Origin of the sequence: Hymenobacter sp. YIM 151858-1 (genome assembly GCF_025979705.1) — a bacterium.
Taxonomy (GTDB): domain Bacteria; phylum Bacteroidota; class Bacteroidia; order Cytophagales; family Hymenobacteraceae; genus Solirubrum.
In genome coordinates, this window is sequence record NZ_CP110136.1 from 3,962,246 (window position 1) to 3,976,804 (window position 14,559).

Sequence of the window (14,559 nt, forward strand, 5' to 3'; positions counted from 1 at the left end):
CTGCAGTTAAGAAGGGTTATCTTTCCCGCTCTCCGAAACCCCTCCGCATGGAGTATCAACTGACCTCCGAATTCAAGCCCACCGGCGACCAGCCCAAAGCCATTGCGCAGCTCGTGAGCGGCGTCGAGTCGGGCGAGCCGTCGCAGGTGTTGCTGGGTGCCACCGGCACCGGCAAAACCTTTACCGTGGCCAACGTAATTGCCCAAACCGGCCGGCCGGCGCTTATTCTGGCCCACAACAAAACGCTGGCTGCGCAGCTCTACGGCGAGTTCAAGCAGTTCTTTCCGAACAACGCCGTCGAGTACTACATCAGCTACTACGACTACTACCAGCCCGAGGCCTACATCGCCAGCACCGATGTGTTCATCGAGAAAGACTTGGCCATCAACCAGGAAATCGAGAAGCTGCGCCTGCACGCCACGTCGTCGCTGCTGAGCGGCCGCCGCGACGTGATTGTGGTGGCCTCGGTGTCGTGCATCTACGGCATCGGCAACCCCGAGGAGTTCGGCAAAAACGTGTTGTTTCTGAAGCCCGGCATGCGCCACTCGCGCAACAACCTGCTCTACCAGTTTGTGCAGATTTTGTACTCGCGCACCGAGCAAGAGTTTACGCGCGGCACCTTCCGCGTGAAGGGCGATACCGTCGACATCTTCCCGGCTTACCTCGACTACGCCTACCGTGTGTACTTTTTCGGCGACGAAATCGAGGCCATTCACCGCATCGACCCGGCCAGCGGCAAAAAGCTGGGCGAGGAAAAGGACATTGCGCTGTTCCCGGCCAACCTGTTCGTAACGGGCAAGGACACCCTGCACCAGGCCATCAAGGAAATTCAGCACGACATGGTGCAGCAGCACGCCTACTTCGAGAAGGAGGGGCGCGATGCCGAAGCCAAGCGCATTGTGGAGCGCACCGAGTTTGACCTAGAAATGATTCGGGAGCTGGGCTACTGCTCGGGCATCGAGAACTACTCGCGCTACTTCGACCGCCGCACGCCCGGCGCCCGGCCGTTCTGTTTGCTCGACTACTTCCCGAAGGATTACCTGCTCATCGTCGACGAAAGCCACGTAACCATGCCCCAGATCCGGGCTATGTGGGGCGGCGACCGAAGCCGCAAAACCGCCTTGGTGGAGTACGGCTTCCGGTTGCCCTCGGCCATGGACAACCGCCCGCTCACCTTCAACGAGTTCGAGAGCATGTACCAGCAGGCCATTTTCGTGTCGGCCACGCCGGCCGATTACGAGCTGGAGCGCTCCGGCGGCGTGGTGGTGGAGCAGATTATCCGGCCCACCGGCCTGCTCGACCCCGAAATTGAAGTGCGCCCGAGCATCAACCAAATCGACGACCTGCTCGACGAGGTAGACAACCGCGTGAAGCAGGGCGACCGGGTGCTGGTAACCACGCTCACCAAACGCATGGCCGAGGAACTCACCAAGTACATGGAGCGCCTGAACATCAAGGTTAGCTACGTGCACTCCGACGTGAAAACCCTCGACCGCGTGGAAATCCTGCGCCAGCTGCGCCTAGGTGAAATCGACGTGCTCATCGGCGTGAACCTGCTGCGCGAGGGCCTCGACTTGCCCGAGGTGTCGTTAGTGGCCATTCTCGATGCCGACAAGGAAGGCTTCCTGCGCGACCAGCGCAGCCTCATCCAGACCATGGGCCGCGCCGCCCGTAACGACCGCGGCAAGGTGATTATGTACGCCGACCGCATTACCGGCTCGATGCAGCGCGCCATGGACGAAACCAACCGCCGCCGCGCCACCCAAATGGCCTACAACCTGGAGCACGGCATTGTGCCCAAAACGGTGCGCAAGTCGCGCGAGGCCATTATGGAGCAAACCTCGCTCTCGGACTACCGTGTGCCCGAGCCGCAAGCCTACGCCGGCCCCGACGAAGATGGCGGCGGCCTGGCCATTGCCGCCGAGCCCGTGGTAGCCATGATGAGCAAAGTGGACCTGGAGAAGCTCATCAAGCAAACCGAAAAGCAAATGGAAGCCGCCGCCAAGGAGCTCGACTTTTTGCAGGCTGCCAAGTTCCGCGACGAGCTGGCCTCGCTGCGCCAACTGCTGAAGACGAAGCGCGACTAGCCGCACCTGCCCTAGGTGCCATTGCCTAAAACGCCAGCCCGGAGCTACCGGGCTGGCGTTTGTTTTGGTATATATATTGTGCGTGCTATACAAATGGCGGGCTCAGCCCGCGCCGCACCCCCATACTGCCCTTATGCGTTTCCTGCTACCGTTGATGCTTGGCGGCCTGTTTTCGGCTTTTTCGGCTGAGGCGCAAGTGCCTGCCCCGGCCGAAGCACCTGCTGCCGCGCCCGCCTACCAGTTTATGCACGTGCGCTACCGCGGCAATTCCCTTTTCTTCTCGCCGGCTTACCAGGGCAAGGAGTGGATGCGGGTAACGGATTACCTCGATCAACGCTTTCAGATAATCGACCGCAAGCAACTGGGCTGGGAAGCCATGAGCCGCCTGCTAAACAATCTTTCGGCTGAGCAGTGGGAGCTGGTGAGCGTGCTGCCCGACAAAGAGGACGGCGACACGGTCGGCGCTATTTACCTGCTCCGCAAACCGCGCTAGGTGCCGCCGCAGCAAATAAGCCCGAGGCGTGATATGTTGCGGGCGGTTATTCACTTATCAACGTACCCCATGCACCTTATCACTCGTTGTTTGCTGGCCGTGCTGCTGGCTACGGGCCTTACGGTGGCCTTGCCAGCCTGTGCGCAGGCCCGCTACCAGTACATGCACATTTTTTACTACGGCGGCCAAAAAGCAATGCCGAACACGCCCGCGGTGGTTTTTTCGCCCGAGCTGAACGGGGAGAAAACCCTGCGCATCAAAGAGCCCGAGCTGCTGGCCAAGTACTACGCGCAGCTGCTGAACCCCACCCCGGGCGCCGGCACCACCACCGAAACGAGCCCGGAAGGCATAACCATTACCGAACCCGACGGCACCACCCGCCGGCTGACGCACCAGCAGGCCCGGCAGGAAGAACGGCAAAACAACCAGCGCATGCTGGATGCCATGAAGCAGCGTGAGGAGCTGATGCGCGACGCCCTGACGGCGGCCGTAAACAAAGCCGCGGCCGCCGGTTGGGAGGTGTGCCAGGTGGCCGGCGGGCCCGATGGCAACCTGGTGTACCTGCTTCGCAAGCCGCGCTAATCCCCGGCGGCGCCCTAGGTGGCGGCCGGCCCGCAGGCTTTGGGCAAGCGCCGGGGGCGCCGTAGCTTTGACCACTCTCAACCACACAGCCACCATTACCATGCGCAACCTACGCTTACGCCTCCTGCTGCCCCTGCTGCTTTTGCTGATGCTGCCCTTGCTGCCGCAGCGCGCCGTGGCCCAAAGCAAGCCCGCCGGCGGGTACCAGTACATGCAAATGACCACCATCGAGTCCATCGTGGCCGGTGGGCTGGGCCGTTCGCGGGTGCTGTTCACGCCCGAGTTCAAAGGCACCAAAGAAGCCCAGATGGAAAACCTGTTTAGCCTCACGGGCATCAACATTGCCAACGTGCGCACGAACGAAGAAACCATCCTGCGCTACCTCAGCGAAGCCACCGCCGATGGCTGGGAGCTGTTTCAGGTAACGCCGCTCACGCAAACCCTGCAAAACGCCGGCTCCACCGGTCAGGGTATTTTCCTGACGCGCTACACCTTCCGCAAAGCGAAGTAACCGCCGGTTGATTTTGCCCCCAAACGCCAACGCCCTAGGTGCTTACCTAGGGCGTTGGCGTTTGGGGGAGGCAGCCGAAGCTTAGTAACGCGTGAGGCGCTTGAGCACGCGGCCGCGCGCTGTTTGCAGCACCAGCAGATACAGGCCCGGGCGCTGGGCGGCCAGGTTTAGCTCCAGCGCCGGCGTGGTTTCGTGGCCGAGTTGCCGGCTGAGCACCAGCGCCCCCACGGCGTTGTACACGCGCAGCTCGCCCAGGTCGAAATCGGCGCGGTGCCAGTCGAGGGTGGCGGTGCCGTGCGTGGGGTTGGGGTACAGGGCAATGGCTTCGTCGGGGCTGAGGGCCCGCACCTCGAAGGCGGGGCTGGCGTTGCTGCGCCCGCCGCTGCCGCCCACCACAAACGCCCCCGTGCGGGCCCCTCGCGGCACCTGTACTACCAGCGTACCGGGCGTGCTGGCTACCACCGGCGCCGCCAATTGGCCCAGCCACACAGTGTCGGGTTGGGCATCGGCGCGCAGGTGCCGGGCCGTTAGCGTAACCCGCTCGCCCACGGTGCCCTGGCGGGGCTGCACATCAGTAATGAGCGGGGCCGGCACAAATACGAAGCTGGCCGCCGAAGTGGCCGTACCACCCGGCGTTTCAACCCGCACCGGGCCCGATTGCGCCCCGCCAGGCACGCGCACCTGCAGGCTGGCGGGGCTGGCTTGCAGCACGCTGGCCGCGGCCCCGCCCACGTACACCCGCGTGCGGCCGGCCGGGGCAAAGTTGCTGCCGCTAAGCGTGAGTACGTCGCCGGCTCTGCCCTTGCCTGGCCCCACGGCGTCAATGGTGGGCGGGTACCATACCGCAAAGGGCTGCGCGCTGCTGGCGGTGCCACCCAGCGTGCCCAGGCGTACCACGCTTTGGTGCGGGGCGCCGGCGGGCACCACCACCCGCAGCTCGGTGGCCGAGGCCTGCTGCACCATGGCTGGCACGCCCCCAAACCACACCGTATCGAGGGCGGCAAGGGGGGCAAAGTGCGCGCCCGCAAGGGTTACCAGCGCGCCGGGCTGGCCCTCGGGCGGTGCCACGCTCGTAATGGTGGGCGGCTGATACACCACAAAGCTTTGGGCGCTGAGGCCCTGGCCATCGGGGGTGGTTACGGCCACGGGCGCCGTTTGGGCGCCGGCCGGCACGCGCACCGTAAGGCTGGTGGCGCTGGCGCTCAGCACCACGGCGGGCGTGCTGCCAAAGTGCACCTGGTTGGCGGCCGGCGTGGGGGCAAAACGCTCGCCCGCCAGCGTTACCACCGTGCCGGCTTTGCCCTGCGCCGGCGTCACGGCCAGCACCGCCGGCGCGGCCACCACGGCCGGGTAGGCCAGCGCTACCGCGGGCTCCGGCACCAGCGGCACGTCAAAAATGCGGTTGGTGGTGGTGTTGGTGCGCACCGGCGGGTTGTAGTCGAAGTAAATGTCGGCGAAGTTCTCCACCAGGGTTTTGGGGGCGAGGCCGGCGCGGGGCTGCACCTCAAACTCCACAAAACCGTTGCTGCCGGGCTCGTCGCGCTGGGCGGGCGGCAGGCTTAGGTTGGCCAGCGTAAACGTGAGCACCGGCCGGCCGTGGCCGCTCAGGCGCCAGCGGTAAGGGTGCGAGGCTCCGGTTACGCGCAGGGTGCTCAGGTCGAGGTCGGCACCTAGGGTATCTACCACCTCCACGCGGTAAGCGTCGTCGGTGCCGGTGTTCTGAAAGCGCACGCGGTAACGCAGCGGCGTGTTGGTGGGCGTGTAGTGCTGGGCCGTTACCCCCGTCGGGAATACCAGCTTGTCGTTGGGGTCGAAGGAGTCGAGAATGGGCAGGCAGCTTTCGGCCACCTCGGGGCCGGGGTCGTTGGGCGGCAGGCTGTGCATGGCCTCGTTGGGCTGGCCCGGGGTGCTCAGGCCGCGCAGCTCCACGGTGGCGCTGGCCACGCGCTGCGTAGGGTGCCCGGCGGGCTGATCGGCTTCCAGGCGCACCACCGGCCGGCTGGCCGGCACCCGCAGCACCAGCGAGTCGCGGGCACCTAGGCGGTAGCGGTGCTGCAAAGCCAGCGCCCCGTTCTGAAACACCCGGAAGCTTAGGCTATCGGGCATAGCGCCCGGGCCGGCGTTGCGCAGCACAAAGCGCGCCGTGTTGCCGGCTTGCACCTGCCCCGTAATGGCTACCGAGGCTTTAACCCAATTGGGCGGGGCCGGGTAGGTGTTGGCTGGCGTAATCCAGGCGCGGGTGCACACCGTGCGGCCGCGCACCTCGGGGTTGTTGCAAGCCACCGAGTCTTGGATAACGATGCTGCCGCCCGCGTTGGCGGGCAGCGTACCTAGGGCAAACACGTAGCGGCCGGCTGCGTCGCGGGTGTAGGGCGCGCTGGCCCGTACCAGCACTACCTCGGGCGGCAGCGCCACCGTTACGGCCGCGTTGGGCGCGGCGGCAAAGCCGCTGTTGGCGTAGCTTACGGTGGTGGTGTTGCGGAAGCAGCGCCGGCGCCGGTCGGAGGCTACCTCCACGCGCAAGTAAGGCGCCGTGCTCACGTGGTGCGCAAAGTTGATACCGCTCGTGGCGTTGCCGTAGCTGCGGAACACCACGGGCGTCTGCGGGGCGCAGGGCAGGGGCGTAATGGTGCGGCCCACCTCGCCCACGGGCAGCAGCGGGCGCACGGTGTAGCGGCCCGTATCCACGGCCATAAAATAGTGGCCGCTTTCGTCGGTGAGGCCGTAGTAGTCGCCGGGCTCGGCCACCACGGCAATGCCCGGCAAGGGCTCCTCGCCGGCGTCGAACACGCAATTGTTGTTGGCGTCGTAGTACAATTGGCCCGAGAGCAGGTTGTGCGGCGGGCGCTGGCCCGCCGCGTAAAAGCGCACCACGTCGTTGGCGTAGATCATGGAGAGCAGGCGGCTACCGTCGCGCGATACCGATACGCGGCTGCCGTACGCGGGCATGGGCCGCTCGGCGCTGCCGTCGGCGGCATAAATAATGCCCCCGTGCACCGAGCTGACGAGGTACACGTTGCCGCGGCCGTCCACGTCGAGGTCGGCCTCGCACACGGTTACGGTGGGGTTGCCGGGCCAGGGGTACGAGGGACCGTACTGCTTCAGCAACCGCCCCGCGGGGTCGAACTTCTGCACCCGGCGGCCGTCGTAGTCGGCTACGTACACGTTGCCGCGCAAATCAACCGCTACCGCCTTGGGCGCCAGCACCTGCCCGTTGCCGGTGCCCCGCGTGGCAATGGTGCCCAGGGGCAGGCCCTGGGCGCTGAGCTTGCGCACCGTGCCGCCGTAGTAGTCGGCAATGTACAGGTTACCGGCAGCGTCGACGGCCAGGCCCGAAAAGCGTACATAGCCCCCGCCCGGCCCAAACGAAGTGATTTTGGAGACAAAGCGGCCCCGGGCGTCGAACTTCTGCAGCCTGGATTGCGAATCGGAGGTTTCGAGCACGTAGATGTTGCCGAGCGCATCTACGGCAAAGCCGCCGATGTATTGGCTGAACTGCCCGTCGCCGGTGCCTTGGCTGCCGAACTCCAGCACCAGCTCGCCGGCGGCGTTGTACTTGCGCACTTTGCCCCCGAATTCCTCTACGATGTACACGTTGCCGCTTTCGTCTTGCCGCACGTGCGAGTAGCGCGCGAGGTTGCCCCAGCGCCGCACCACGCGGCCGTCGGCCTCCAGCTGGTAAAGGTGGTCGGAGAGCACCTGGTGGGTAAACACGGTGGCGTACATGCGGCCGCCCCGGCCGCGCGCCAGCGCCGTGCGCGTGCTGCTCGTGAAATCGTAGGGCCCGGCCAGCGCCGTGAGGTACTGGCCCGTGGCGCTGAAGCGCATGGCCTGCATCTGCGAGCCGCTTACCACCAGCTCGCCCCGGGCCGTTACCAGCAAGTGGCTGGTGCGGTAGTAGCTCACCCACGGGCTGCCGCTCGGCGCGCCCAGCGGAAACTCGCTGAGCAGCTGGCCCGTAGCGGCCGACAGCTTGATGATGGCAAAATCCTGCCGCAGCACGTACAGCGCGCCGCTGGCGTCCACGTCTACATCGGTCAGGCCGCCGTTGTAGGGCAGGTTGGCGGCTTTGTATGCGAAGCGCAGGCGACCGTTCGGGTCGAAGCTTTGCACCCGCTGCGTGTAGCTGTCGATGGCGTACACGTTGCCGACGGCATCAACGCACAACGACTCGATTTGCTCGAACTGCCCCGGGCCGCTGCCCGGCCCGCCAAACTCCAGCACCAGCTGCCCGGCCGGGTCGTACTTCCGGATGATGGTGCCCGTGGAGCGGTACGAGCCCACGTAGAGGTTGCCGGCGGCATCGGCGCCCAGGCAGCTGCCGTACACCGCCTGGCCGGTGCTGGTGCGCAGCGCAATGGTGGCCAGGTGGCGCCCCGTCGAGTCGAGCTTTTCCACGTCGCCCCGGTTAAGCACGTACACGTAGCCGCGGCCGTCGGTGGCTACGTCGAACGGCCCGTCGATGGGCGTGCCCATCAATTTTTCGAAGCGGTACGCGGGCCCAAACTGGGCCAGGCCCGGCAAGGCGCCCAGCAGCAAGGCTAGTGCGAGTAATAGTTTTTGCATCGGCAGGCAACGAGGATAGCTAACAGGCATTTAGCCCAATCAAAGCCTGAAAGTACGGCCCCACCCGCACGAAAACGCCAACGTGATAGGACTTTTTGAAGCTGATTTGCTTCCCGGGGCCTCGCTGCCAGCTCCCATGCCCGGCTCCGGCTCAGGCCACCTAGGGCGCGCGGGTTGGGTACGTAGCCAAACAGCCACCCGGCCCGGGGGCTAGGTGGCTGTTTGGCGGTGAGCGGTGAGAGGCACTTTGGGCAGCGCGCGGCCGCGGTGGCTACGCCGGGTGTTGGGCGTGCAGCTGCTGCAGCCGGGCGTGGGTTTGGCGGGCGTGGGCGTACTGCCGCTCAATTTCGGCACCCAAGGCACCTAGGAGCGCAGGCTCGCGCAGGGCTTTTTCGTAGGCTTTCAGGGCCCACTCTTCGCCGTAAATGTTGTCGGCCAGAATGGCCTTTTCGCCGTGGCCGGTAAGGGCGGCTTTGGCCTGCATCCAGCCGCGGTACAGCTTGCCTTTGCGGGTGGTGCCGTGCTCGTACTCGGCGGCTTTATCGCGCAGGTAAGTATTTAGGCGTGTGGCAAACTCGTGGCTTTTGCCCGCCAGCTCGTGGTAGTAGCCGCGCAGTTCGGCGTCGCGGCTTTCGTGGTGGGCGCGGCGGTAGCCATCCACGCGGTCGTTCACAAACAACAGCAACTCGTGTAGGGCTTTGGCCTGCTTGCGGCTGCGTTTCTGCACGCGCTTGGCGGCTTTGGCCTTGCCGCCCCCGCGCAGCAGCAGCCAGCCACCTAGGGCTAGGGCGCCACCAGCAAGTAGTTTTTGCGGGGTGGTCAGCTGCCGCCAGGTATCTACGGACGACTTCGTGGCCTGACGAATTAGGTCTTGGGCGTTGCCACTTTTCAGCAGGTTAGCTGCTTTGTCTAGCCATGGCTGCCCGGCAGCATTTGCCTCCTGTCCTGAGCTGCTTTGCGGAGCACCTAGGGAAGAGGCTCCTTGGTTAGCAACTGGCTGGCTGGTAGCGTCGTCTGGCAAACGGTTATCGGTAGGCTGGTTCATGGTGCACGGTTTAGGAAGCTGTCGAATGGAGCTTTCTAAATCGCAGGAGGTGGTGCAAAGGTTACGGGGTGGCCACTTGGCTGTAACTGATTCAACCCGGGTATTTATCGCCGCGCCCTACTTCGTAACCCACGTAGCCAGCTGCTCCGCTGCGGGATAAGCAACAAGCATAAATTAATAACCCAAAAGCAAATCAGCCACTCAGTATTGCTACTAAGTGGCTGATTCTAAGTGAGCGGGAAACGAGGCTCGAACTCGCGACCCTCAGCTTGGGAAGCTGATGCTCTACCAACTGAGCTACTCCCGCTGATGATGGTAAAACAAAAATACGGGGTTAAATCAGATTCGCAACTGCGAGGTGGCGCGTATAAGCAGCAAACTAGTTGTTTTGCTGCATGCCTACTTCGCGCTTAAAGCCTGGTTCTCGCCGCCTCGTCGGCTTGTTGTTGATTGTAGCCGGCGGGTTGCTGGTAATTGCGCAAGTGCTCCGGTTTGGGGTGGTGGCCAGCGAGTGGAACGGGGCGGGCTGGGCAGGCGTGAACACGACGTACCTCATCATGTCGGTGCTGATGCTGGTGGTAGCGGTGTTGCTGATTCGCTTTGGCTGGCGCATGCGGCGCGATGGGCACGTATCGGATGAGCCCGGCGATGGTGCCATCACCTAGGGAATTTTGCTTCGATTTGGAGCTGCCATGCCACTAATGGGTGCCGGTTTTGCGCTGCTACCGGCCAGGGCTGCCTAACTTGCCGTGCTATGTCGTCACCTCTCCGCATCACTACTGCCAAACGCAATGCTGCCACTGCTGCGCAGCTGGCCATTTTGGGCCGTCGTACGTTTCACGAGGCCTTTGCTGCCCAAAACAAGCCCGAGGACATGGCCGAGTACCTCGAGCAAACTTTCAGCCCCGATAAACAGCTGGCCGAGTTGCAGGCGCCCAATTCTTTCTTCTTTCTGGCGATGATGCAACAGGAGGTGGTGGGGTACGCCAAGCTCATCATTCCGTCGGCCCTAGGTGCCGAGCCGGGCACCGACGTAAGCACCCGGGCCGAAATTCAGCGCCTGTACGTGCTGGAAGACTGGATTGGCACCGGCCTGGGCGCAGCCCTGATGCGGCGCTGCATTGAGGAAGCGCGGGAGCGGGGCTGCCGCTCGGTGGTGCTGGGCGTGTGGGAGAAAAACGAGCGCGCCATAGAGTTCTACCGCCGTTTTGGCTTCAAACACATTGGCGGCATCGACTTTAAGCTGGGCCAGGACGTGCAGCACGACCTGATTCTGCGCAAGGGGCTGTAATACCGCGGGCCGGGCTTCGTTGGCAGCAGGTGCCTACATTTGGCAGCAGCTACTGCACCTAGGAGGTAGTAGCTGCATACAGGAACACTGAACGCGCGCTTATGCTTTTCTGCCAACGCCTGCGGGCGCTGCTGATGCTTACCGGCTGCTGGGCCCTGATTTCCCTAGGTGGGTGTTCGTCGAAGGATCAGCAAACCGAGGTGGCACCCCCCACCGGCCACTACGAGGGCACCCTTACCGCCAACGGTACGCCCTTGCGCGTGGTGCTCGATGTGCGGCAGGACACCACGCAGGCGCTGCAGGCCGAGGTGTACTTCCCGGAATGGCAACTGCTGGGCTTTCCGGCCGAGCAATTGCGCTACGAGCACCCGCAGCTGCTATTTGTGCACCGCCAGCCCGAGGGCCGCGCCATACAATTCAGCCTGCGGCACGAGGGCAACTTCCTGCAAGGCGCATTCAAAACCGATTCGGTGCAGGCCGAGGTGCTGCTGATTCGGCGCGACCAGGCACCTGCCAAGCCGTACCGCGAAGTAGCCCTGCGCTGGCAAACGGCCGCTGGCCCCGCTGCAGGTACCTTGCTGGTGCCCAACGATACCGTGCTGCAACACCCCGCCGTGGTACTGTTACACGGCAGCACCACGCCGCACCGGCACGAGCTAAGCCCCTACGCTACCTGGCTGGCCCGCCACGGCATTGCCACGTTGGTGTTCGACCGGCGCGATGCCCGCGCAGCCAAAAACCAGCCGCAGCAGTATGGTTTGCAGGATTTGGCTGCCGATGCCGCCGCTGCTCTGCGCAAGCTCAAGCAAAATCCCGAAATCGATTCGACGCGCGTAGGCTTGTGGGGCATCAGCCAAGGCGCTACGGTTGCCGCCCTGGTAGCCGGGCAACCAAGCCGGCCCGCTGCTTTTGTGGTGGGCGTATCGGCGCCGGGCATGTCGTTGGCCGATGTGGTGCAGTACCAAAACGAAGAAGCCCTGGCAAAGCAAGGCGCCACCAAAGCCGAGCAGGCGCAGGCGTGGCGCACCTTTGAGGCGCTGGAACGCTACGTGCGCCGGCCCACCAGCAAAACCGAAACCGCCAAAGCCACCGAGCTGCTGAGCAATGCCTTGCAGCAACCGTGGGCGCGCTTTACCACCTTGCCCCAACAGCTGCCCGATACGGCCGCCATCCGGACCAACTTTTACTGGCGCACGCTGAACTACGACCCGCGCGATGCCTGGCAGGATGTGCGCGTGCCGGTACTGCTGCAATACGGCACCCACGATGAGCGCCTCGATGCCCGCGCCAGTGCCGAGCGGCTGCGCTTGGCGGCCGGCCGGCGCGGCAGCTCGCTGGTGCGCGTGTACGCCGGCGCCAACCACGAGCTGATCCTGCCCGCCACCACCGTGGCTGAAGGCGAAGCCGGCCAGCAGTGGCAGTGGCCCCGCCCCGTGCCCGGTTACCTCGAAGAGCAGCTCGAGTGGCTGCAGGCGCGTATCAGCAAGTAGCGCGGCTGTAGCGCGGACTTTGTAGTCCGCGTCCCCAGATAGCATCATCAATCGTTGACCTAGGGCCTGAAGGTTAAGGTTACTATCCGGGGACGCGGACTACAAAGTCCGCGCTACAGCCGCGCTACCGCATTCTTTCCTAGGTAGCTACACCAGCAACAAGCCCTTTTCGCGCAACAGCAGCCACTGCGGCGAAATCATAAACGCCTCGAAGCTCAGGCCGGCCTCGGCGGCGGGGTAGGTAGCGGCTACTTCCTTTAGCAGGCGCTTGGTATCGTAATCGAAACTGAGCTCACCTAGGAGTTGGTGCAGCCACCGGCCGATTACGGGCGTGGTCTTCAGCTCAAAATCCTCGGCTTGTTCGTAGAAAGTCAGGACGGCCTGCTCAATTTGGCGACCTTTCTTCTGGCGCGTTTCGAAGCGGATTTCCGGCGCGTTGCCCAGCCAAAACACGCGCATGTTTTGCTTGGCCGAATCAGGCTTGCCGGGCTCCGTAAGGGCCGACTCGATCAGGTTGCGGGGTACCGTGGTACGCGGCACCCGGAAATCAAACCAGAACTGCAGCGGCTCGTCGAGGGCTACGCCGTGCATGTAGTTGTACAGCGCCTTGGCGAGGCCCGGCCCAAACTGCTCGTGGTCGGCGCCGGTGGGGTCGTCGTGCCACAGGTCGTTCCAGGCAAAGCCCTCGAACGCGGGGCCGATTTGCCGCACCTGGTACTTCGCGGGGTTTTTGCCCACGGGCGAGTGGGCCGTCATGGCAAAGCGGTGCCAGAAACCCGATTGCACCACGCCCGCCGCCAGCAGTTGCCGCACCACCTCCAGCGAGTCAATGGTTTCCTGGGCGGTTTCGGTGGGGAAGCCGTACATTAGGTAGGCGTGCACCATAATGCCGGCTTGCGTGAAGCCGTCCGTCACGCGGGCTACCTGGGCAATGCTCACGCCTTTCTCCATGAGCGCCAATAGGCGGTCGGAGGCAACCTCCAGGCCACCCGATACGGCAATGCAGCCCGAGGCCGCGAGCAGGCGGCAGAGGTCGGGCGAAAAGGTTTTCTCGAAGCGGATGTTGCCCCACCACGTGATGCTCACGCGGCGCTTCAGCAGCTCAATGGCCAAATCGCGCAGGGCCAGCGGCGGCGCGGCTTCATCCACGAAGTGAAAGCCGGTTTGGCCGGTTTGCCGCACAATCTGCTCGATGCGGTCGACGAGCAAGGTAGCCGGCGCGGTTTCGTAGCGGCTGATGTAATCGAGCGTTACGTCGCAGAAGGAGCAACGCTTCCAGTAGCAGCCGTGCGCCACCGTCAGCTTGTTCCAGCGGCCGTCGCTCCAGAGGCGGTGCATGGGGTTCAGCACCTCAATTACCGAAAGGTACTCCGTCAGGGGCAAGCCGTCGTAATCGGGGGTGCCTACCTCGGTGTGCGGGATGTTGGCATCCTGGCAGCCGTTGAGGTACTCCACCTGACCTAGGGCATTGCGGTGGAAAGTGCGCTGGAATTGGGTTGCCAGGGGTGAGTTGTCAGTTGTCAGTTGCGCGTTGCCAGTGGGGTTGTCGACGGTGGCGGCTTCGGCGGTTTGGTACGCAACGTTCTCCTGACAACTCGCAACTGACAACTGACAACTCTCAAGCGGCAACTGGCACCTGAAAAACTCCAACAGTTTCAGCCACGGGCCTTCGCCGTCGTCGAGGGTGAGGTAATCGATGTAGTCGAAGAACCGGGGCTCCTGTATCTGGCGCAGCTCGGTGTTGGGGTAGCCGCCGCCCATCAGGGTTTTTACTTCGGGCCGCAGTTGCTTGAAGTGCTTGGCCAGCCGCAAAGCGCCGTAGAGGTTGCCGGGAAAGGGCACCGTAAAGCCCACTACATCGGGCTGCTCGCGCTCCAGCACCGCCGTGCCCAACTCCAGCAGCATTTCATCAACCAGGTTCGGGGCCTGTTGCAGGGCCGTGTGCAGGGGCTCAAATGAAGTAGCCGTAAGCCCCAGGTGCTCGGCGTAGCGGCTCAGGCCAAACTGCGGCCCCACGGTTTCCTTGATGAGGTCGTTGAGGTCTTCGAGGTACAGCGTGGCCAGGTGCCGGGCCTGATCGGTGAGGCCCATGGTGCCAAAGGCGGTTTCGAGGTCGGCCACCTGGTCGAAGCGCGCGGCCTCGGGCAGGTAGCGGCCGTGGCAGATGCGCGAAGCCAGCGTCAGGTCTTTGTTCTGCAGAAAGCGAATGACCGGCTCGATGGTCATTTCGTAGCGCCGGCGCAGGCGCAGCATGCGGCGGGCGTTGTCGCTCAGCTCGAACGCGCCCTGCTCCACGGCATCGAACACGCGCCGCAGCCCCGCCGCCGAAAACAGCTTCAGCACCAGCTCAATGCCTAGGTCGGCTTGCGCTACCTGAAAGCCTTGACCCCGCAGAAAGCCGGTAATGTAGGCCGTGGCAGGGTAGGGGGTATTGAGCTGCGTGAGCGGCGGCGTAATGAGGAGGATGCGGGGCGTAGAATTCGTCGGCACGGGG

Annotated in this window: 10 protein-coding genes and 1 tRNA gene; 7 read left to right on the forward strand and 4 right to left on the reverse strand. The window is 64.1% G+C overall.

Translation table 11 applies throughout. From position 1 onward, the window contains the following. Positions 1-47: 47 nt before the first annotated feature. The 4 genes from uvrB (at position 48) to OIS50_RS17545 (ending at position 3,673) form a co-directional block, all read left to right on the forward strand. The gene (gene uvrB / locus OIS50_RS17530; protein ID WP_264691935.1) at positions 48-2,087 is read left to right on the forward strand and encodes an excinuclease ABC subunit UvrB; all 2,040 of its coding nucleotides are present in this window, start codon (positions 48-50) and stop codon (positions 2,085-2,087) included. A gap of 133 nt (positions 2,088-2,220) precedes the next feature. Continuing rightward, positions 2,221-2,580, forward strand: coding sequence for a hypothetical protein (locus OIS50_RS17535; protein WP_264691936.1), 360 nt, complete (start codon positions 2,221-2,223; stop codon positions 2,578-2,580). Positions 2,581-2,649: 69 nt separating this feature from the next. Further along, complete coding sequence (locus OIS50_RS17540) at positions 2,650-3,162, forward strand: hypothetical protein (RefSeq protein WP_264691937.1); 513 nt, start codon at positions 2,650-2,652, stop codon at positions 3,160-3,162. A 100-nt stretch (positions 3,163-3,262) separates the two neighbouring features. Further along, entirely contained in the window at positions 3,263-3,673 is a 411-nt protein-coding gene (locus OIS50_RS17545) for a hypothetical protein (protein WP_264691938.1), read from the forward strand. Positions 3,674-3,754: 81 nt separating this feature from the next. Here the strand turns inward: OIS50_RS17545 and OIS50_RS17550 are convergent, their stop codons facing one another. The 3 genes from OIS50_RS17550 to OIS50_RS17560 all read right to left on the reverse strand — a co-directional run bounded on the left by OIS50_RS17550 (position 3,755) and on the right by OIS50_RS17560 (position 9,591). Further along, a complete protein-coding gene (locus OIS50_RS17550) occupies positions 3,755-8,239 on the reverse strand; it encodes a DUF7619 domain-containing protein (RefSeq protein WP_264691939.1) in 4,485 nt (1,494 codons plus the stop codon). 271 nt (positions 8,240-8,510) lie between these two features. Further along, a complete protein-coding gene (locus OIS50_RS17555; protein ID WP_264691940.1) occupies positions 8,511-9,284 on the reverse strand; it encodes a PA2169 family four-helix-bundle protein in 774 nt (257 codons plus the stop codon). Positions 9,285-9,518: 234 nt separating this feature from the next. Next, positions 9,519-9,591: transfer RNA gene (locus OIS50_RS17560), tRNA-Gly, on the reverse strand. Positions 9,592-9,679: 88 nt separating this feature from the next. Between OIS50_RS17560 and OIS50_RS17565 the strand changes: the two genes are divergently transcribed. From OIS50_RS17565 to OIS50_RS17575, 3 genes are all read left to right on the forward strand, one after another. After that, the gene (locus OIS50_RS17565; protein WP_264691941.1) at positions 9,680-9,949 is read left to right on the forward strand and encodes a hypothetical protein; all 270 of its coding nucleotides are present in this window, start codon (positions 9,680-9,682) and stop codon (positions 9,947-9,949) included. Positions 9,950-10,038: 89 nt separating this feature from the next. Then, on the forward strand, positions 10,039-10,575 hold the full coding sequence (locus OIS50_RS17570) for a GNAT family N-acetyltransferase (protein WP_264691942.1): 537 nt from the start codon (positions 10,039-10,041) through the stop codon (positions 10,573-10,575). A 101-nt stretch (positions 10,576-10,676) separates the two neighbouring features. Beyond that, positions 10,677-12,065 carry an alpha/beta hydrolase gene (locus OIS50_RS17575; RefSeq protein ID WP_264691943.1) on the forward strand — a complete coding sequence of 463 codons (1,389 nt, stop codon included), beginning with the start codon at positions 10,677-10,679 and terminating at the stop codon, positions 12,063-12,065. A 147-nt stretch (positions 12,066-12,212) separates the two neighbouring features. Here OIS50_RS17575 and OIS50_RS17580 read toward each other — a convergent pair whose 3' ends face one another. Continuing rightward, the gene (locus OIS50_RS17580) at positions 12,213-14,555 is read right to left on the reverse strand and encodes a B12-binding domain-containing radical SAM protein (protein WP_264691944.1); all 2,343 of its coding nucleotides are present in this window, start codon (positions 14,553-14,555) and stop codon (positions 12,213-12,215) included. Positions 14,556-14,559: the final 4 nt, after the last annotated feature.